15 protein-coding genes and 1 riboswitch are annotated in these 18,085 nt (G+C 73.8%); of the genes, 10 read left to right on the top strand and 5 right to left on the bottom strand.

Annotation, left to right across the window (positions count from 1 at the left end; genetic code table 11):
• Positions 1 to 191: 191 nt before the first annotated feature.
• On the top strand, positions 192 to 1,082 hold the full coding sequence (ypfJ, locus tag IE140_RS09995) for a KPN_02809 family neutral zinc metallopeptidase (RefSeq protein WP_010070324.1): 891 nt from the start codon (positions 192 to 194) through the stop codon (positions 1,080 to 1,082).
• Between the two features lie 89 nt (positions 1,083 to 1,171).
• Positions 1,172 to 1,585, top strand: coding sequence for a VOC family protein (locus IE140_RS09990; protein WP_150193823.1), 414 nt, complete (start codon positions 1,172 to 1,174; stop codon positions 1,583 to 1,585).
• 122 nt (positions 1,586 to 1,707) lie between these two features.
• Here IE140_RS09990 and IE140_RS09985 read toward each other — a convergent pair whose 3' ends face one another.
• The 3 genes from IE140_RS09985 to IE140_RS09975 form a co-directional block, all read right to left on the bottom strand.
• Positions 1,708 to 3,063 (bottom strand): hypothetical protein, encoded by a 1,356-nt coding sequence (locus tag IE140_RS09985; RefSeq protein WP_150193821.1) that lies wholly within the window; start codon positions 3,061 to 3,063, stop codon positions 1,708 to 1,710.
• A 184-nt stretch (positions 3,064 to 3,247) separates the two neighbouring features.
• Positions 3,248 to 4,375 carry an alpha/beta hydrolase gene (locus IE140_RS09980; RefSeq protein WP_150193800.1) on the bottom strand — a complete coding sequence of 376 codons (1,128 nt, stop codon included), beginning with the start codon at positions 4,373 to 4,375 and terminating at the stop codon, positions 3,248 to 3,250.
• Between the two features lie 101 nt (positions 4,376 to 4,476).
• Positions 4,477 to 5,136: a class II aldolase/adducin family protein gene (locus IE140_RS09975; RefSeq protein WP_150193799.1), complete on the bottom strand. Its 660-nt coding sequence runs from the start codon at positions 5,134 to 5,136 to the stop codon at positions 4,477 to 4,479.
• A gap of 277 nt (positions 5,137 to 5,413) precedes the next feature.
• Here IE140_RS09975 and IE140_RS09970 point away from each other — a divergent pair, with 277 nt between their 5' ends.
• The 7 genes from IE140_RS09970 to IE140_RS09940 all read left to right on the top strand — a co-directional run bounded on the left by IE140_RS09970 (position 5,414) and on the right by IE140_RS09940 (position 14,102).
• A complete protein-coding gene (locus IE140_RS09970; protein WP_032761387.1) occupies positions 5,414 to 6,673 on the top strand; it encodes an inorganic phosphate transporter in 1,260 nt (419 codons plus the stop codon).
• A gap of 12 nt (positions 6,674 to 6,685) precedes the next feature.
• Complete coding sequence (locus tag IE140_RS09965; protein ID WP_093444451.1) at positions 6,686 to 6,916, top strand: hypothetical protein; 231 nt, start codon at positions 6,686 to 6,688, stop codon at positions 6,914 to 6,916.
• 173 nt (positions 6,917 to 7,089) lie between these two features.
• Positions 7,090 to 7,219: riboswitch (cobalamin riboswitch) on the top strand.
• A 150-nt stretch (positions 7,220 to 7,369) separates the two neighbouring features.
• Complete coding sequence (locus IE140_RS09960; protein ID WP_109178099.1) at positions 7,370 to 8,365, top strand: cobalamin biosynthesis protein; 996 nt, start codon at positions 7,370 to 7,372, stop codon at positions 8,363 to 8,365.
• A 43-nt stretch (positions 8,366 to 8,408) separates the two neighbouring features.
• Positions 8,409 to 10,064: a cobyric acid synthase gene (locus IE140_RS09955; RefSeq protein ID WP_189460287.1), complete on the top strand. Its 1,656-nt coding sequence runs from the start codon at positions 8,409 to 8,411 to the stop codon at positions 10,062 to 10,064.
• A complete protein-coding gene (locus tag IE140_RS09950; RefSeq protein ID WP_150195008.1) occupies positions 10,061 to 12,097 on the top strand; it encodes a putative cobaltochelatase in 2,037 nt (678 codons plus the stop codon). Before IE140_RS09955 ends, IE140_RS09950 begins: the two co-directional genes overlap by 4 nt.
• Positions 12,097 to 12,696, top strand: coding sequence for a cob(I)yrinic acid a,c-diamide adenosyltransferase (cobO, locus tag IE140_RS09945; RefSeq protein WP_006123614.1), 600 nt, complete (start codon positions 12,097 to 12,099; stop codon positions 12,694 to 12,696). Before IE140_RS09950 ends, cobO begins: the two co-directional genes overlap by 1 nt.
• The gene (locus tag IE140_RS09940; protein WP_150195010.1) at positions 12,690 to 14,102 is read left to right on the top strand and encodes a cobyrinic acid a,c-diamide synthase CobB; all 1,413 of its coding nucleotides are present in this window, start codon (positions 12,690 to 12,692) and stop codon (positions 14,100 to 14,102) included. Before cobO ends, IE140_RS09940 begins: the two co-directional genes overlap by 7 nt.
• A 107-nt stretch (positions 14,103 to 14,209) precedes the next feature.
• Here IE140_RS09940 and IE140_RS09935 read toward each other — a convergent pair whose 3' ends face one another.
• Positions 14,210 to 14,944: a ZIP family metal transporter gene (locus IE140_RS09935; protein ID WP_032761394.1), complete on the bottom strand. Its 735-nt coding sequence runs from the start codon at positions 14,942 to 14,944 to the stop codon at positions 14,210 to 14,212.
• A 167-nt stretch (positions 14,945 to 15,111) separates the two neighbouring features.
• Between IE140_RS09935 and cobC the strand changes: the two genes are divergently transcribed.
• Entirely contained in the window at positions 15,112 to 16,737 is a 1,626-nt protein-coding gene (gene cobC / locus IE140_RS09930; RefSeq protein ID WP_150195012.1) for an Rv2231c family histidinol phosphate aminotransferase CobC, read from the top strand.
• 88 nt (positions 16,738 to 16,825) lie between these two features.
• Here the strand turns inward: cobC and IE140_RS09925 are convergent, their stop codons facing one another.
• Positions 16,826 to 17,818: an SCO1860 family LAETG-anchored protein gene (locus IE140_RS09925; RefSeq protein ID WP_093805666.1), complete on the bottom strand. Its 993-nt coding sequence runs from the start codon at positions 17,816 to 17,818 to the stop codon at positions 16,826 to 16,828.
• Between the last annotated feature and the right edge of the window lie 267 nt (positions 17,819 to 18,085).

Below are 18,085 nucleotides of genomic sequence, written 5' to 3'. Positions count from 1 at the left end.
AGGGCAGTCAGGACGGCGGAGGGACGAGGGCGGAGGTCTCTCGACGCCGCTAATGCACAAGGAGGTAGGCCATACGGCCATTCTACTGGCGGTGCGCAACTGCTTTTCCGCGTGCCCGGTGGGACGAAGCGACCGATACTCGGCGCAGGGCGGCACGGCGTCGCCCGCCCGATCCCGAGGGTGGTGCGACCGTGCAGTTCGACGACGACGCCGATCTGGACACCTCCGAGGTCCAGGACGTCCGCGGCAGCCGGATCCCGGGCGGGCGGGCCACGGTGGGCGGGGGCATCGCCGGGGTGATCGCCCTGATCCTGGGGCTGCTCTTCGGCGTCGGCCCCGATCAGCTGGGGCTCTCCTCCGACGGCGCGGACCCGGCGGCGACCTCCTCGTCGGCCGGGCAGGTGCAGGAGAGCTGTCTGAAGGGGCAGGACGCGAACAGCCGGGAGGACTGCCGGACGGTGGCGGTGGTCAACAGCGTGCAGGACTTCTGGCGGCTGGAGTTCCAGCGGCGGGACGCGACGTACGCGGGGGCCCGGACGGTCCTGTTCAGCCAGCAGGTGGGCACTGCCTGCGGGGCCGCCACCTCGGCGGTCGGCCCGTTCTACTGCCCCGGCGACCGGAAGGTCTATCTGGACCTCGGGTTCTTCGACGACCTGCGGACGAAGTTCGGCTCCAGCGGCGGCCCGTTCGCGCAGGCGTACGTGGTGGCGCACGAGTACGGCCACCACGTGCAGAACCTGATGGGCACGCTGGGCCGGTCGCAGGACGGGCGGCAGGGCGAGAACAGCAACGCGGTGCGGGTGGAGCTGCAGGCCGACTGCTACGCCGGGGTCTGGGCGCACCACGCCACGACGACGCCGGACGAGTCGACCGGCCGGCCGCTGATCACGGAGCTGACCCGGGCGGACATCCGGGACGGTCTGGACGCGGCGGCGGCGGTCGGCGACGACCGGATCCAGGAGCGGTACCAGGGCCGGGTCACGCCGGAGTCGTGGACGCACGGTTCGGCCGCGCAGCGGCAGCAGTGGTTCTCCACCGGGTTCAGCACGGGCGACATGGAACGGTGCGACACGTTCGCCTGATCCGCGACGGCCTGCCGTTGTCAGTGCCGGGTGGAAGACTGAGACGCGGATCACATCGGACGGTGCGGACGGCAGGAGAGGTGAGTGTCATGGCGGGCGCGGCGAGCGGGGTCCCGACGATCTACCCGACGATCCTCTACGACGACGCGAGGGCGGCGATCAGAACGCTGACCAAGGGCTTCGGCTTCACCGAGGAGGCGGTGTACGAGGGCGAGAACGGCAGTGTGCTGCATGCCGAGCTGTCCTTGGGCAACGGCAGGGTGATGCTCGGCTCCAAGGGGCGCGAGGGCGTGTTCGCGCGGGCGATGACGGGCGCGGGCCCGGCGGGGGTGTACGTGGTGGTCGACGAGGTGGACGAGCACTGCGCCCGGGCCAGGGAGTTCGGCGTGGAGATCCTGATGGAGCCGACCGACCAGGACTACGGCTCCCGGGACTACATGGCGCGGGACGCCGAGGGCAATGTGTGGAGCTTCGGGACGTACGCCCCGGGGTCCGCGGGCTGAGCGGAGACCCGGGGAGCGTACGTAGGAATCGGGGCGTGCGAATCCCGGATGTACGGATCAGGTCGCGCGGGTCCGGGAATCACGGATCTGGTCGCGCGGATCCGGGACGTACGACGTACGGGTCAGGCTCCTCCGGTGTGCACCTGGAAGGCGGCCCGGCGGACCGCTTTGGCCAGGGTCGGGTCCGGGTGGGCCGCGGCCAGGGCGACCAGGACCTGGACGGTGCGGGGGTGGCCGACGGCCCTGACCTCGTCGAGGAGGGCCGGGACGGTGCCCTGCACGGCGGAGTCGAGATGGCGCACCAGGAGTCCGGTCTCACCGTGGTCGGCGACGGCGGCGGCCGTGTCGACCCAGAGCCAGGTGGACTCCTCACGGCTGAGGACGTCCTGGGCGTCGTCGGGGTCGTTGCCCTCGTACTCGGCGAGCCAGAGCAGCGCGTAGGGGCGCAGCGAGGGTTCGGCGAGGACGGCGCGGACCTCGGGTTCGGCGGGGGCGCCGACGACGCGCAGCGCCTCGAAGGCCAGTCCGCGCAGCAGCGCGTCCTCGCCCCGGGCGACGGCGAGCAGTTCGGCGACGGCGCTGCCGACGGTGCGGGCGGCGAGCCAGGCGCGGTATTCGTCGCGGGCCGGCCCCGGGGTGAGCCGGGCGCAGCCGAGGAGCATGTCGGCGGCGGACTGTTCGATGTTTCCGGCCGGGCTCTGGGCGGCGACGCAGATCTGTTCCAGCTTGACCCAGACCGCCCAGTTGCCGAGCGGGGTGAGGGTGGCGTGCCCTTTGCCGAGGGTCAGCGCTCCGACGGCGGCGAGGCCCTCCAGGGCCCAGTCGAGCAGCAAGGCGTTGAGGTCGGCGCTCCGGGCGGGTGCGGTGGCCCGGTCGGCGGCCTGGTCGGCGGCCGTCTCTACCGGCCCGGCGGGGGCGCCGGGCGCGGTTCTGCCGGGACCCAGGGGCACTTCGCAGCGCTCCTCCTGGAGTTCGGCGACGCGCTGGCCGAGGAGGTCCAGCAGGGCGGGGACGGTGACGGGGCCCGCCGAGAGCTGGAGGAGGGAGAGCACCTGGGGCACGGCCTCGACGGCTTCGGCGACCGCGCCCGCCTCGATGCCTGCGGGTGCGGGATGGACGAGCGACCAGGCGTCGAAGAGCGCCACCCAGCCGCGCAGCACGGCGGAGTCGTCCCGGTCCCAGGCGCGCAGCCGCCACCCGGGGCGGGCGGTGTCGCCGTGCAGTTCGACGAGTCCGGCCAGCCGGGCCCGGTCCCAGCCGGCGCGGACCTGCGCCGGGGAGAGCTCCAGGACGGCGGCCGCACGTTCGAGGGCGTGGGCCGCGAGCGGGGTGGCGGTGCCGGGGCCCGGGGTGCCGGCCGCCCAGTGGGCGATGCGTACGGCGTCGGCGAGCACCGCCCTGGCCTGGCGGGCCAGTTCCGCGCGGGGCGGGGTGCCCTCGGGGGGCCGGGGTGCCGGCCTGGTGCGCCGGTTGGTCACGGCCTTGCGGGCCGTGGCGAGGGGTCGCGGGCGGACAAGTCGCAGCCTGGAGTCGCGCGGAGTACGGGACGTCACGGGAGCAGTCTTGCCCCTGACGGCCCGAAAGCCCAAACGGAAGCCGTTTCACCGGTACGTGAAAGGTTCCCCGGGCGCGGCGGCAAAGGGGAGAGTTCACCCCATCGGCTCACATCAGAGGCGTGAGGAAGCGCCGCAGGGTCTCCTCGTAGCGGTCCGGGCCGACGTTCCACATCGCCGCATGCGGAGCCTGCGGTACGGCGTGCAGGCTGACCAGGTCCGCGCGCCGGGCGGCGAGTTCGCGGGAGGGGCCCCACGGGGCGATCGTGTCGTCGGGGCCGTGCAGGATCAGGGTCGGGGTGCGCAGGGAGGCCGGTACGGAGGTCTCCAGCACGGGGGTGGCGCCCATCCCGGTCCGGCCCTGGGCGGCGCGGACGGCGAGCGGCAGCAGGGCGGCCGGGACGCCGCGGGCGGCGGCCAGGGCGCGCAGGGTGACCGGCCAGTCCAGCACCGGGGAGTCGAGGACGAGGCCGCTGATCCGGTCGCGGAGCGGGGACTCGACGGCGGCGTACAGGGCCATGGTGGCGCCGGTGGACCAGCCGTGCACGATCACGTTCCGGGCCCCGTAGCGCAGGGCGTAGCGGACGGCGGCGTCGACGTCGCGCCACTCGGAGGCGCCGAAGTGGCCGAGGCCGTCGGCGGGGCGGGGGGCCCCGGGGTCGCCGCGGTAGGCGAGGTCGAGCACGGGGAAGCGCTGCCGGTGCAGGAAGCCCATGAGGTTCATGGGGTGCGCCCGGGTGGCGCCGAGGCCGTGCACGGTGATGATCCAGGTGTCGCGTGCGCCGGGGACGTACCAGGCGGGCAGGGCCCCGAGCTCGCCGGGGATCTCGACCTCGCTGTGGTCGAGGCCGAGGTCGCTGCCGGGGTCGCCGCCGTACAGGGCGGGGGTGAGCCGGACCCTCGTGCCCGGTTCGAGGATCCCCTGACCGACGCTCTCCAGCCTGCGGACGACGGTGTCGGCGCCCTCGGAGGCCCCTTCGACGACGGGGCCGACGACCGCGTGGACCCCGGATCCGGCGATACCCCAGGTGCCGGGCCGGAGCGCCGAGAAGGACCGGGTCAGGGTGACCTGCCCGGCCGCGGTGGCGTGCACGGTGAGTCTGCGGTCGGCGGGGAGGGGACGTCCGGGCGTCGCCTTGAGGGCGACGTCGCTGGCGTACCGGCCGGCCGCGACCGCTGCCGCACCGACGCCGAGGATCGAGGTGACGGCCGCTGCCGTCGCGGTTACCGGGCGCACCGCTTCAGTGTCGTGGGGCGGCGGACGGGCTGCCAGCGGGCGGGGGCCGTCCGGGGCGGAGCCGTCCTCGGGCGGCCCGGACCCGCCCCGGACCCGCCCGGTCAGCCGCGCTGGCCGTACCCCTTGAGCGCCTGGGTCACCTCGGCCAGCTGGGCCGTGGAGAGCAGGGCCGGGGTGTGGCCGGGCACCGAGCTCGCGGTGAGCCAGAGGTGGCACAGCCACTCCAGCTGGGCGGTGCGGTCGTAGGCCTGGTCGAGTGTGTCGCCGTAGGTGACGGTGCCGTGGTTGGCGAGCAGGCAGCCCGTGCGGCCGCGGAGGGCTTCGAGCATGGCGTCGGCCAGCTCCGGGGTGCCGTAGCGGGCGTAGGCGGCGGTGCGGACGGGGCCGCCGAGGATGGCCGCCGCGTAGTGCACGAGCGGGACCTCGGCGACGAGGGTGGAGACGGCGGTGGCGTGCACGGCGTGGGTGTGGACGACGGCGGCGGCGTCGGTGGAGCGGTAGACCGCCAGGTGGAGGGGGAGCTCGCTGGTCGGCCCGAGGTCCCCGATGACCTGGTTTCCTTCCAGGTCGACGCCGACCGCGTCGTCCGGGCCGAGCCGGTCGTAGGGCACTCCGCTGGGCGTCACCAGGACGAGGTCGCCGACGCGGGCGGAGACGTTGCCGGAGGTGCCGACGACGAGGCCGTCGGCCGCGCTCCGGCGGGCCGTGTCGACGACGTCCCGCCAGGCCTGGCGGACGGATTCCGGCTGCTGCTCGCTCATGGGGCGAGCGTAGGGGTGAAGCCGCGCAACCGGAACGTCACACAGGGCGTGACGGGGATCTCTTCCGGGTGCCGAACAGCCGTCCAAAATGTTGGCCAACGGGGGGCAAAGGGCAGCCCACGCCGCGCCCCACCGGCCTCGCACAACCCCACTCGTACACAAGCGGAAGCATCGGACTCCGCTTGGGGTCACCGTAGCGCCCTGCTCAGTTCATCTTCCGTTCACCCAGGTTGCCTACGGTCCACGAGCCACTGACGTCGAACGATTGCCTGGGTAAATGGAACACATCACGCTGCTGCTTGCGATTGTGGTCGTAACAGCTCTCGTGTTCGATTTCACGAACGGTTTCCACGACACCGCCAACGCGATGGCGACCACCATCTCGACCGGCGCGATGAAGCCCAAGACAGCGGTGGCCATGTCCGCCGTTCTCAACCTGATCGGCGCGTTCCTGTCGGTGGAGGTCGCCAAGACGATCTCCGGCGGGATCGTCAACGAAGACGGCATCAGAACAGAAGTCATCTTCGCGGCGCTCGTCGGCGCCATCCTGTGGAATCTCCTGACCTGGCTGCTGGGGCTGCCTTCCAGCTCCTCCCACGCCCTGTTCGGCGGTCTGATCGGTGCCGCGGTCATGTCGGCCGGCTGGTCCTCGATCAACGGCGGCACCGTCGTCACCAAGGTGCTGCTCCCCGCGATCGCCGCCCCGCTGGTCGCCGGTATCGCCGCGATGCTGGCCACCCGGCTGACGTACCGGATCAACCGGAACGTCACGGACCCGAACCAGCTCAAGTCGACCGCCAAGGGCTACCGGGCCGGGCAGATCGCCTCCGCCGGTCTCGTCTCGCTCGCCCACGGCACCAACGACGCCCAGAAGACGATGGGCATCATCACCCTGGCCCTGGTCACCAGCGGTGTCCTGGCCCCCGGCTCCAACCCGCCCATGTGGGTCATCGTCTCCGCCGGTGTCGCCATCGCTCTCGGCACTTACCTCGGTGGCTGGCGCATCATCCGCACCATGGGCAAGGGCCTGACCGACCTCCAGCCGCCGCAGGGCTTCGCCGCCCAGACCAGCGCGGCGACCGTCATCCTGGCCTCCTCGCACCTCGGCTTCTCGCTCTCCACCACCCAGTCCTGCTCCGGCGCCGTGATGGGCTCGGGCCTCGGCCGCAAGGGGGGCGTGGTCCGCTGGTCCACCGCCACCCGGATGTTCGTCGCCTGGGGTCTGACCCTGCCGGCCGCGGGACTGGTCGGCGCGGGCGCCGAGTTCCTGACCAAGCAGGGCCCCTGGGGTGTCGCCGTCACGGCGGTCATCCTGGTGGGCGGTTCGTTCGCCATCTGGCTGGCCTCGCGCCGCCAGCCGGTCGACCACACCAACGTCAACGACACGGACGGCGACGAGCCCCAGGGGGTCGTCACCACGGCCATCGCCGCGGTCCAGCCGCCGCCCGTCGGCGGCCCGGCCTCCGACCTCACGACCACCATCCCGGCCCCGGCCTCGGCGCCCGACGACCCGGCCCGGCCGCCGGCCAAGGTGTAAGGACACATCCGCATGAAAATCGACTGGGCAGCCCTCGCCTCCGTCTTCGGTGTCAGCCTCGTGGTCACCGTCGCGCTGGTCGGCCTCTTCACCCTGGGCATCGTCGCCCTCTCCAAGCAGTCCGCGACGGCCGGAGGCAGCGCCTCCGGCGGGTCGGCCGCGCTGGCGCGCACCGGCGCGTACACCTGCTTCGGGCTGTGCGTGGCGGCGGTCTCGTACGGGATCTACCTGATCGTCGCCTGACCCCGTTTCCCCGCGTTCCTCGCACTCCTTCGGGCCGGACACACCCTCGTGTGTCCGGCCCGATGCGCGTCCGTGTGTGCGTCCGCCCACAATGGAGCCCCGCAGGTCAACAGCGAGTTGACGGCTGTTCTCGGGGCGTGGTGGACTGCCGGAGCCATTTACGGCGACAGCAGAGGAAGCCGGTGCGAATCCGGCGCGGTCCCGCCACTGTCACCGGGGAGCACTCCCCCACACCGGACGTCACGGCTCGCGGTACGCGGGCTGGAAGGCCGGGGGAACTGCGGATCCGGGAGCCAGGAGACTCTCGTCGCCGGTCACGTCGAACCAGGGCGCGGACCCTGAGTGAGGACCTACGCCATGCCCGGCCGCCGTGCGCCGTTCCCCGCGCCGCTTCCTGTGCCCCTTCATGTGGCCCTCCGTGCCGGATCGCCTCTTTCCACGACGGGCTGACCCGTGCGTGCCGATCGCATCTTCGTGTACGGCGCCACGGCGGGAATGGTCGCCGACGCGCTGTTCGGCGATCCGCGGCGGGGCCACCCCGTCGCCGGCTTCGGGCGCGCCGCGGCGCGGGTCGAGTCCCTGTTGTGGCGTGACGACCGTGGCCGGGGCGCGCTGCACACCCTGGTGTGCGCCGGAGGCGCCGTGGGGGCCGCCGCGCTGACCGCCCGCGCCGTTCGGGGACGCCCGGCGCTCGCCGTCGCGCTGACCGCCGCCACCGCCTGGTCCGTCGTCGGCGGTACGTCGCTGGGCCGGGAGGCCCGCGCCATCGGGGGCGCACTCGCCGCCGGGGACCTGGAGGTGGCCCGGGAGCGGCTGCCGCATCTGTGCGGGCGCGATCCGCACTCCCTGGACGCGCCGGGGATCGCCCGCGCGGTCGTGGAGTCGGTCGCCGAGAACACCTCGGACGCCGTCGTCGGCGCGCTGGTGTGGGGGGCGATCGGCGGGGTGCCGGGGCTCGTCGGCTTCCGGGCGGTGAACACGCTGGACGCGATGGTCGGCCACAAGTCGCCCCGCTACCGCCGCTACGGCTGGGCCTCGGCCCGCCTGGACGACGTGGCGGGATGGCCGGGCGCCCGGCTGACGGCCGCGCTGGCCGTGGCGGGCGGCGGGCGGCCCGCCCGGGCCGTACGCGCCTGGAAGGCGGACGCGCACCGCCACCCGAGCCCGAACGCGGGCCCGGTGGAGGCGGCGTTCGCGGGGGCGCTCGGCGTACGGCTGGGCGGCACGCTCGCGTACGCGGGGCGCGTCGAGCACCGGCCCGTGCTGAACGGGGCGGCCGGGCGGGATGTGCGGGGCGCGGACATCGAGCGCGCGGTGCGGCTGTCGCGCCGGGTGAGTGCGCTGGCTCTGGGCGTGTGCGTGGCGGGCCGGCTGGCGGCGGGCCACCTGGTCGCGCGGCGGTCGGTCGCGGGACGGTCGTCGACAGGACGGAAGCGGGGACGGGCATGAGCGGTGGGGCGCAGTCGCGTGCGGTACGCGAACGGGGACGGGCATGAGCGGCGGGCTGCTGGTCGCGGGCACCACGTCGGACGCGGGCAAGAGCGTCGTCACCGCGGGGATCTGCCGCTGGCTGGTGCGCCGGGGGGTGAAGGTCGCGCCGTTCAAGGCGCAGAACATGTCCCTCAACTCCTTTGTGACCCGTGAGGGCGCGGAGATCGGGCGCGCCCAGGCGATGCAGGCGCAGGCCGCCCGGGTGGAGCCGACGGCCCTGATGAACCCGGTGCTGCTGAAGCCCGGCAGCGACCGGTCCAGCCAGGTCGTCCTGATGGGGAAGCCGGTCGGCGAGATGAGCGCCCGCGGGTACCACGGGGGCCGTCAGGAGGCGCTGCTCGGCACGGTCACGGACTGCCTGGAGCAGCTGCGGTCGACGTACGACGCGGTGATCTGCGAGGGGGCGGGCTCCCCCGCCGAGATCAACCTCCGGCGCACCGACATCGTGAACATGGGCATCGCGCGGGCCGCCCGCTTCCCCGTGCTGGTCGTCGGGGACATCGACCGGGGCGGGGTCTTCGCCTCGTTCTTCGGGACGACGGCGCTGCTGAGCGCACAGGACCAGTCGCTGGTCGCGGGCTATCTGGTGAACAAGTTCCGGGGCGACGTCTCGCTGCTGGAGCCGGGGCTCGACATGCTGTACGGGCTGACCGGGCGGCGGACGTACGGGGTGCTGCCGTACGCCCATGGGCTCGGCATCGACGAGGAGGACGGTCTGCGGGTCTCCCTGCGGGGTGCGGTGCGGGAGTCGGTCGTGGCGCCGCCCCACGGGGGGGACGTGCTGCGGGTCGCGGTCTGCGCGGTGCCGTTGATGTCCAACTTCACGGACGTGGACGCGCTGGCGGCCGAACCGGGCGTCGTCGTGCGGTTCGTGGACCGGGCGGAGGAGCTGGCCGACGCGGACCTGGTGATCGTGCCGGGGACGCGCGGCACGGTGAAGGCGCTGGCCTGGCTGCGTGAGCGCGGGCTCGCGGACGCGCTGGTGCGGCGGGCGGCCGAGGGGCGTCCGGTGCTGGGGATCTGCGGCGGGTTCCAGGTGCTCGGTGAGCGCATCGAGGACGAGGTGGAGTCGCGGGCGGGGGTCGTGGACGGGCTGGGGGTCCTTCCCGTACGGATTCGCTTCGACCGGGACAAGACGCTGGCGCGGCCGGTCGGTTCGGCGCTGGGCGAGCCCGTGGAGGGGTACGAGATCCACCACGGGGTGGCCGACGTACGGGGCGGTGAGCCGTTCCTGGACGGGTGCCGGGTGGGGGCGGTGTGGGGGACGCACTGGCACGGGTCGCTGGAGAGCGATGCGTTCCGGCGGCGGTTCCTGGTGGAGGTGGCCCGGGCCGCCGGGCGGCGGTTCGTTCCCGCGCCGGACACGAGTTTCGGGGTGCTGCGGGAGGAGCAGCTGGATCGGCTCGGGGATCTGGTGGAGGAGCATGCGGACACGGATGCGTTGTGGGGGTTGATCGAGGGGGGTGCTCCGGCTGGGTTGCCGTTCGTGCCGCCGGGGGCGCCGCCGTTGGGAGCGGGTGGACCGGAGAGCCGGGGCGCTGCCCCGGACCCCGCTCCTCAATCGCCGGAGGGGCTTGACATTGCCGGGTCCGCGGGAGCCACGCCCGACGGGCTCGGGCAAGAAGCTGAACAGCATGTCGACGAGGAGGCCTTGTGAGTACGCCGTATCCCTTCACCGCGATCGTCGGGCAGGACGACCTGCGGCTCGGGCTGTTGCTGAACGCCGTCAGTCCGGCCGTAGGCGGTGTGCTCGTGCGCGGTGAGAAGGGGACCGCCAAGTCCACCGCCGTGCGGGCGCTCGCCGCGCTGATGCCCGAGGTCCCCGTCGTACCCGGGTGCCGGTTCTCCTGTGACCCCGGCTCCCCCGATCCGGCGTGTCCTGACGGGCCGCACGCGGAGGCGGCCGGGGTGACGCGTCCGGCGCGGACCGTGGAGCTGCCCGTCGGGGCGTCCGAGGACCGGCTCGTGGGGGCACTCGACATCGAGCGGGCTCTCTCGGAGGGCGTGAAGGCGTTCGAGCCGGGGCTGCTGGCCGACGCGCACCGCGGGATCCTGTACGTCGACGAGGTCAACCTCCTCCACGACCACCTGGTGGACCTGCTGCTGGACGCGGCGGCCATGGGTGCCTCGTACGTCGAGCGCGAGGGCGTCTCCGTACGGCATGCGGCAAGGTTCCTGCTGGTCGGAACGATGAACCCGGAAGAGGGCGAGCTGCGGCCGCAGTTGCTGGACCGGTTCGGGCTGACCGTGGAGGTCTCCGCGTCCCGGGACACCGACGAGCGGGTCGAGGTCGTGCGGCGCCGGCTCGCGTACGACGACGACCCGGAGGGCTTCGCCGCGCGCTGGGCCGGGGAGGAGGGCGCCCTGCGTGAGCGGATCGCCGCCGCGCGGGTCCTGCTGCCCCGGGTCGTGCTGAGCGACGGCGTGCTGCGGCAGATCGCCGCGACCTGCGCCGCGTTCGAGGTCGACGGGATGCGGGCCGACATCGTGATGGCCCGTACCGCCACCGCGCTCGCCGCCTGGGCGGGCCGCGAGGAGGTCACCGCCGACGACGTACGGCAGGCCGCCCTGCTGGCCCTCCCCCACCGGCGGCGGCGCAACCCGTTCGACGCGCCCGGTCTGGACGAGGACAAGCTCGACCAGACGCTGGACGAGGCCGGCCCGCAGGAGGACGGGAGCGACGACGACGATCCCGATCCCGGGCCCGATGGCGGGGGCGACGGCGGTGGGGGCGGGGGTGTGCCGCCCCAGGCCGATGGTGACCGCACTCCGCCGTCGGCCTCGCAGAGTGAGGACACGTCGTCCCCGGCCCCCGGGAGCGCGCCCGACACGCCCGGACAGCCCGCCGGTGGCGAGCAGCAGCCCGTGGCCGCCGCCGAACCGTTCCGGACGAAGATGCTCAGCGTGCCGGGGCTCGGCGAAGGCGCCGCGGGGCGGCGCTCCCGGGCCCGCACCGAGCATGGTCGGACCACAGGAGCGGTCCGGCCGCAGGGCGCGCTGACCAAGTTGCACCTGGCCGCCACCGTGCAGGCCGCCGCCCCGCACCAGCGTGCGCGCGGGCGCAGTGGGCGCGGGCTGGTGGTGCGGCGGGACGATCTGCGGCAGGCGACCCGGGAGGGGCGTGAGGGCAACCTCGTGCTGTTCGTCGTGGACGCGTCCGGGTCGATGGCGGCCCGGCAGCGGATGAGCGCGGTCAAGGGGGCCGTGCTGTCGCTGCTGCTGGACGCCTACCAGCGGCGGGACAAGGTCGGTCTGGTCACCTTCCGGGGCAAGGAGGCCGACGTGGCGCTGCCGCCGACCTCGTCCGTGGACGCGGCCGCCGCCCGGCTGGAGTCGCTGCCGACGGGCGGGCGCACTCCGCTGGCCGCCGGGCTGCTGAAGGCTCATGACGTGCTGCGGGTGGAGCGGCTGCGCGATCCGTCGCGGCGGCCCCTGCTCGTCGTCGTGACGGACGGGCGGGCGACCGGCGGGCCGGAGCCCGTGGCGCTCGCGGGGCGGGCCGGGCGGCTGCACCGCTCGGAGGGGACCGCGTCCGTCGTCGTGGACTGCGAGTCGGGGTACGTGCGCCTCGGTCTCGCCGGGGAGCTGGCCCGGGAACTGGGAGGCACCGCCGTCACGCTCGACGAGCTGCGGGCCGACTCGATCGCCGGGCTCGTCAAGGACGTCACCGCAGCCGGGAGGGCCGCTTAATGCCGCAGGGACAGCCGACATCGGTGCCGGACGACGGGCTCACCACCCGTCAGCGGCGCAACCGCCCGCTCCTGTTCGTCCACACGGGCATCGGGAAGGGCAAGTCGACCGCCGCCTTCGGGCTCGCGCTGCGGGCGTGGAACCAGGGGTGGCCGATCGGGGTGTTCCAGTTCGTGAAGTCGGCGAAGTGGAAGGTCGGCGAGGAGAACGCGCTGAAGGTGCTGGGCGCGAGCGGCGAGGGCGGCACCGTCGACTGGCACAAGATGGGCGAGGGCTGGTCCTGGGTCCAGCGCGACGGCCAGCTCGACAACGAGGAGAAGGCCCGCGAGGGCTGGGAGCAGGTCAAGCGCGACCTGGCGGCCGAGACGTACAAGCTGTACGTGCTCGACGAGTTCGCCTATCCGATGCACTGGGGCTGGATCGACACCGATGAGGTCGTCGAGGTCATGCGGAACCGGCCCGGCACCCAGCATGTGGTGATCACCGGCCGCAACGCGCCCGACAAGCTCGTCGAGGCCGCCGATCTGGTGACCGACATGTCGAAGGTCAAGCACCCGATGGACGCGGGGCAGAAGGGCCAGAGGGGCATCGAGTGGTGAGTGTGCCCCGACTGGTCATCGCCGCTCCGGCCTCGGGCAGCGGCAAGACCACCGTCGCCACCGGTCTGATGGCCGCCTTCGCGGCGCGCGGTCTCGCCGTCTCGCCGCACAAGGTCGGCCCGGACTACATCGATCCGGGCTACCACTCCCTGGCGACGGGCCGCCCCGGCCGGAACCTCGACGCGTACATGTGCGGGACGGATCTCGTCGCCCCGCTCTTCGCGCACGGGTCGGCGGGGTGCGACCTCGCCGTGGTCGAGGGCGTGATGGGGCTGTACGACGGTGCTGGAATTCAAGCAGTGCACGAAGTGCTCGGACAGGGTGGTGGTGGGCGACGGGCGGGCCAGGGGGAGCTGGCGTCGACCGCGCAGGTGGCGAAGCTGCTCAAGGCGCCCGTGGTGCTGGTGGTGGACGCGTCCTCGCAGTCCCGGTCGGTGGCGGCGTTGGTGCACGGGTTCGCCTCGTGGGACCCGGAGGTGCGGATCGGCGGGGTGATCCTGAACAAGGTGGCCTCGGACCGGCACGAGGCGCTGCTGCGGGACGCGCTGGACGAGTCGGGTTTGCCGGTGCTCGGGGTGATCCGGCGGGCCCCGCAGGTCGCGACGCCCTCGCGGCACCTGGGTCTGGTCCCGGTGGCCGAGCGGCAGAGCGACGCGGTGGACGCCGTACGGGCCATGGGCGAGCGGGTGCGCGCCGGGTGCGACCTGGACGCGCTGCTGGCGCTGGCCCGGACGGCTCCCGCGCTGGCGGACGAGCCGTGGGCGCCCGCGTACGCCGCGGGGCCCGGCGCCGAGAAGCCGGTTGTCGCCGTGGCCGGCGGGGCGGCGTTCACCTTCGCCTACGCGGAGCACGCCGAGCTGCTGACGGCGGCCGGTGCGGAGGTCGTGACCTTCGATCCGCTGCGGGACGAGAAGCTGCCGACGGGGACGGCGGGGCTCGTCATCGGCGGCGGGTTCCCGGAGGTGTACGCCCCCGAGCTGTCGGCCAACGAGCCGTTGCGGCGGGCGGTCACGGAACTGGCCCTGAGCGGGGCGCCGGTGGCCGCCGAGTGTGCGGGGCTGCTGTATCTGGCCCGGGAGCTGGACGGGAAGCCGATGTGCGGCGTGCTCGACGCCGAGGCCCGGATGTCGGAGCGCCTCACGCTCGGGTACCGGCAGGCGGTGGCGGTCTCGGACAGCCCGCTGGCGGCGGCCGGGACCCGGATGCGGGGGCACGAGTTCCACCGGACGGTGCTGGAGCCGGCGGCGGGCACCACGCCCGCCTGGGGCATGCACCAGCCGGAGCGGCGGGTCGAGGGATACGTCCAGCGGGGCGTGCACGCGAGCTATCTGCACACCCACTGGGCCGCGTCGCCCGAGGTGGCCCGACGGTTCGTCGAGCACTGCCGGGCGCATCCGGCACGGTGAGAGGATCACCTCCGCCCGGCGTCACGGACTGCGTGCCGGCGGTCGCTTCCGGCCCGTTCGGCGGCGGCGCGTCCGGCGCACCGGGGCGTCCGGGGCGTACGCGCGGCTCACTCGGCGATGCCGACGACCAGCCAGATGAAGCCCACGCCCCCGATGGTGCAGAGAAGGGTGGAGCGGGCGGGATGGGTGTGGTGCGCCTCGGGAAGGATCTCCGCAGCGGCCAGGTAGAGCAGGGCTCCGCCGAAGAAGCCGAGATAGCCGCCGAGCAGTTCCTCCGGAAGGGTGAACAGCAGCGTCGTCGCCGCGCCCACGACCGGTGCCACGGCGGCCGCGAACAGCATCAGGAGCGCCTTGCGGCGGGCGTTCCCGTACAGACTGGTGAGGGTGTACGTGTTGAATCCGTCGGCGAAGTCATGACTGATCACCGCCAGCGCGACGGCCACGCCCATGGAGCCGCTGACCTGGAAGGCGGCGCCGAGCGCGATGCCGTCCATCAGGCTGTGGCCGACCATCGCGGCGGCCGCCGTCAGCCCGACCTGAGGTACGCGGTCGCCGTGGTGCCCACCGCCCGCCCCGTGCGCCACCTGGCGTGCGGAGAGCAGCCGCTCGACCAGATGGGCCGCCAGGAAGCCGCCCACGAACAGCAGCAGCGCCATCGGCACCCCGAACACCGGCTCGCCCGCCGCTTCGATCGCCTCCGGCAGGAGGTCGAGGCCGACGACGCCGAGCATCAGCCCTCCCGCGAGGCCGAGCACCAGATGGCGGCGGTCGGTGACGCGTTGGGCGACCCAGCCGCCGGCCAGGGTCATCAGGAACGCGCCGAGCGCGACGAACACCGCCATGGGGCCTTGCTAGCCGATCGGGCCCCCTCCGCGCATCTCAGGGTGTCCTTACCGGTGGCGTCCCCGTCGCCCGGGCCCGGCCTCCGTATACGGATTCGTATACGAAGCGGTCCAGCCCCCTTCCCCGTACCACCGAGACGTATGACCTGAAAGGCAGGACTCCGCCGATGACCGGAGCATCCCTCGGCCCCGGACCCGAGTCCGGCGCCCGCAGTCTGGTGGTGGGGGTCGGCGCACGCCGGGGAGCCTCGGGCGACGCGGTGTTCGCGCTGATCGAGGCGGTGTTGAGCGGGGCGGGGCTGGACCCGGCGGACGTGGTGGAGGTGGCCACGGTCGACGCCAAGGGGGACGAGCCGGGGATCGTGGGGGCGGCGGCCCGGCTCGGGGTGCCGGTGCGCACGCATCCGGCGGGGGCGCTGGCCGCGGTCCGGGTGCCGCACCCCTCGGCCGCGGTGGGCGCGGCGGTGGGGACGGTGTCGGTCGCGGAGGCCGCCGCGCTGATCGAGGCGGACGAGCTGGTGGTGCCGAAGACCCGCGCCCCGGTCGGGAAAGCGGCCGTGAAGGGGATGTCCAAGGGGGTGGCGACCTGTGCGGTGGCCCGCCGTTTCCCGGCCGCCGACGGGGCTTTCGATGTTTCCGGCAGGAAAACTTCCACCTCACCGGTGACGGCAGGCTCCCGCCCGTTCACCATGGCTGCCATGAACCCCCCCACGCATCCCCCCACGCGGGACATCGAGAGTGCCGGGCCCGACCTGTGGCACCACGGCGACGCGGAGGTGCGCGGCGAGAATCTGACCGATCTCGCCGTGAACGTCCGTACCCACACCCCTCCCCCGTGGCTGCGCGAGCGGATAGCCGCGTCGCTCACCTCGCTGGCCGCCTATCCCGACGGGTCGTCCGCCCGGGCCGCGGTGGCCGACCGGCACGGGCTGCCGGTGGAGCGGGTGCTGCTGACGGCGGGCGCGGCCGAGGCGTTCGTCCTGATCGCCCGGGCGCTTCCGGTGCGCCGCCCGGTCGTGGTGCACCCGCAGTTCACGGAGCCGGAGGCGGCGCTGCGGGCGGCCGGGCACGAGGTGGGGCGGGTCCTGCTGCGGGCCGAGGACGGCTTCCGGCTCGATCCGGCGGCGGTGCCCGAGGAGGCGGACCTCGTGATGGTCGGCAATCCGACGAACCCGACGTCCGTGCTGCATCCGGCGGCCCTGCTGGAGAAGCTGGCGCGGCCGGGGCGGACGCTGGTGGTCGACGAGGCGTTCATGGACGTCGTGCCGGGCGAGCGCGAGGCACTGTGCGACCGGACGGACGTTCCGGGGCTCGTGGTGCTGCGCAGCCTCACCAAGACGTGGGGGCTCGCCGGGCTGCGGATCGGTTACGTGCTGGCCGAGCCGGAGACGGTGGCGCGGCTCGCCGATGCGCAGCCGCTGTGGCCGGTGTCCACCCCGGCGCTGGCGGCGGCGGCGGCGTGCATGGAGCCGCGGGCGCTGGTGGAGGCGGCGGAGGCGGCGGACCGGATCACGGTGGACCGGGCCCATCTGCTCGCCGGTCTCGCGGAGTTCAGCGAGGTGGAGGTGGTGGAGGAGGCCCGGGGGCCGTTCGTGCTGGTGCGGCTGGAGCGGGCGGCGGACGTCCGGGAGCGGCTGCGGCTGCTGGGCTTCGCGGCCCGGCGCGGCGACACGTTCCCGGGGCTCGGGCCGCAGTGGCTGCGGCTCGCGGTCCGCGACCGGGCCACGACCAATCGTTTCCTCCAGGCCCTGGACCAGGCCGTGCAGGCACTGCCCGCGAGATCGGGGCGCTGAGGGAGCCCGGAACGCGGGGGCGGCGTTCTCACCGTGCGAACGCCGCCCCCGTCCCCCGTCGTGCCGCCCCCGTCCCCCGTCGTACGGATCAGCTCTGGCCGCTGCTGCGCCTGCGCGCCAGCACCGTGGCGCCCGCGCCGACGGCGAGGAGGAGGGCCGCGCCGCCCGCGATGTACGGGGTGGTGGAGCTGCCGCCGGTCTCGGCGAGGTTGGCCTCGGTGGGGGCGGTGCCCGTGTCGGAGCCGGTCTGCGTCTTCACGTCGCCGCCGCCCGTGGAGCCGCCGTCGGTCGAGCTCGGCTCCTCAGGGGTCTTCGGCTCTTCGGGCGTCTTCGGCTCCTCGGGCGTCTTCGGCTCCTCGGGCGTCTTCGGCCCCTTCGGGGTCTCGCAGGTCGCCTCGGCGAGGGTGACCTCGCCGTCGACCTCGGCGACGTTGAGCTTCAGCGGGTTGACCGCCACCTTGAGCTGGAGGGCCGTCGCGGCCGCCGTGCGCTCGGTGGTGACCGTCTTGGACAGGTCGAGGGTGACCTCGCCGACGCCCGGCACGGACACCTGGGTCGGGCCGCCCGCGCTGAGCGTCACCTTCTTGCCGAGCACCGCGACATGGCCGAGCACGTTCGACTCGGCGACGGGCTGCTTGCCCGTCTCGCAGAGCGCCTTGGAGGTGACCTTCTCGACCTCGACGAGCGGAAGTGCCGCGAGTCCGGGGACATGGATCCGGGCCTTCGCCAGGTTGGTGTAGCCCTCGGCCTTGTGCTCGTCGACGGTGGCATCGGCGGTGGCCACGTCGGCGCGCAGCACGTTGACCGGGCGGCCCTCCACGCCGTCCAGGTTGACGGTCAGCGCGGTCTTCTCGGCGCTGGCCGGGGCCTGCACCTCGTTGAGCGTGACCTTCAGGGGCACCTGGACGGACTTGTTGAGGAGCGAGACGTCGAGTCCGGTACGGAGCACAACGGCGCTCGCCCTGCCCTCACCGCCGGTGGTGGGCGTCGCCGGGGCTGCGTGCGCGGGGACGGCGGCAAGCAGCGCGACGGGGGCGGCGGCGACCGCCACGGCGGCGAGACGGAAGGTGTTGCTGTTCAAGATGGTGGAACCCCCACAAGAGACATGGAGCCACCGGCGCAGTCCAATGGGGGACATCGCCCGCGCCGGCGGCCTCGACTCCGTGAATCTTTACGCACTGAGGGTGAACTGGCGGATACCTGACGTGAGTTCACCCCAAAGGGGGGTTTCCGCGCGCATATTCGAATCTTTCGGCACGTGCGTTCCCTCCGGCCTCTCCGCGTCACCCGTTTCACGCGGCGGGGGCCGAGGTGCGTGGACGGGCCGGGCTACATCAACGAGCCGACG

Source organism: Streptomyces parvus (assembly GCF_014648875.1).
Lineage (GTDB): Bacteria > Actinomycetota > Actinomycetes > Streptomycetales > Streptomycetaceae > Streptomyces > Streptomyces parvus.
The sequence above is the reverse complement of the archived record's forward strand: the minus strand, read 5'-3'. Positions and strand labels throughout refer to the sequence as shown.

Bases quoted from the DNA above. Each gene is read 5' to 3' on its own strand.
- IE140_RS09990 (WP_150193823.1), top strand. From the start codon at position 1,172: ATGGCGGGCGCGGCGAGCGGGGTCCCGACGATCTACCCGACGATCCTC.
- IE140_RS09975 (WP_150193799.1), bottom strand. From the start codon at position 5,136: ATGAGCGAGCAGCAGCCGGAATCCGTCCGCCAGGCCTGGCGGGACGTC.
- IE140_RS09970 (WP_032761387.1), top strand. From the start codon at position 5,414: ATGGAACACATCACGCTGCTGCTTGCGATTGTGGTCGTAACAGCTCTC.
- IE140_RS09965 (WP_093444451.1), top strand. From the start codon at position 6,686: ATGAAAATCGACTGGGCAGCCCTCGCCTCCGTCTTCGGTGTCAGCCTC.
- IE140_RS09955 (WP_189460287.1), top strand. From the start codon at position 8,409: ATGAGCGGCGGGCTGCTGGTCGCGGGCACCACGTCGGACGCGGGCAAG.
- cobO (WP_006123614.1), top strand. From the start codon at position 12,097: ATGCCGCAGGGACAGCCGACATCGGTGCCGGACGACGGGCTCACCACC.
- IE140_RS09935 (WP_032761394.1), bottom strand. From the start codon at position 14,944: ATGGCGGTGTTCGTCGCGCTCGGCGCGTTCCTGATGACCCTGGCCGGC.
- cobC (WP_150195012.1), top strand. From the start codon at position 15,112: ATGACCGGAGCATCCCTCGGCCCCGGACCCGAGTCCGGCGCCCGCAGT.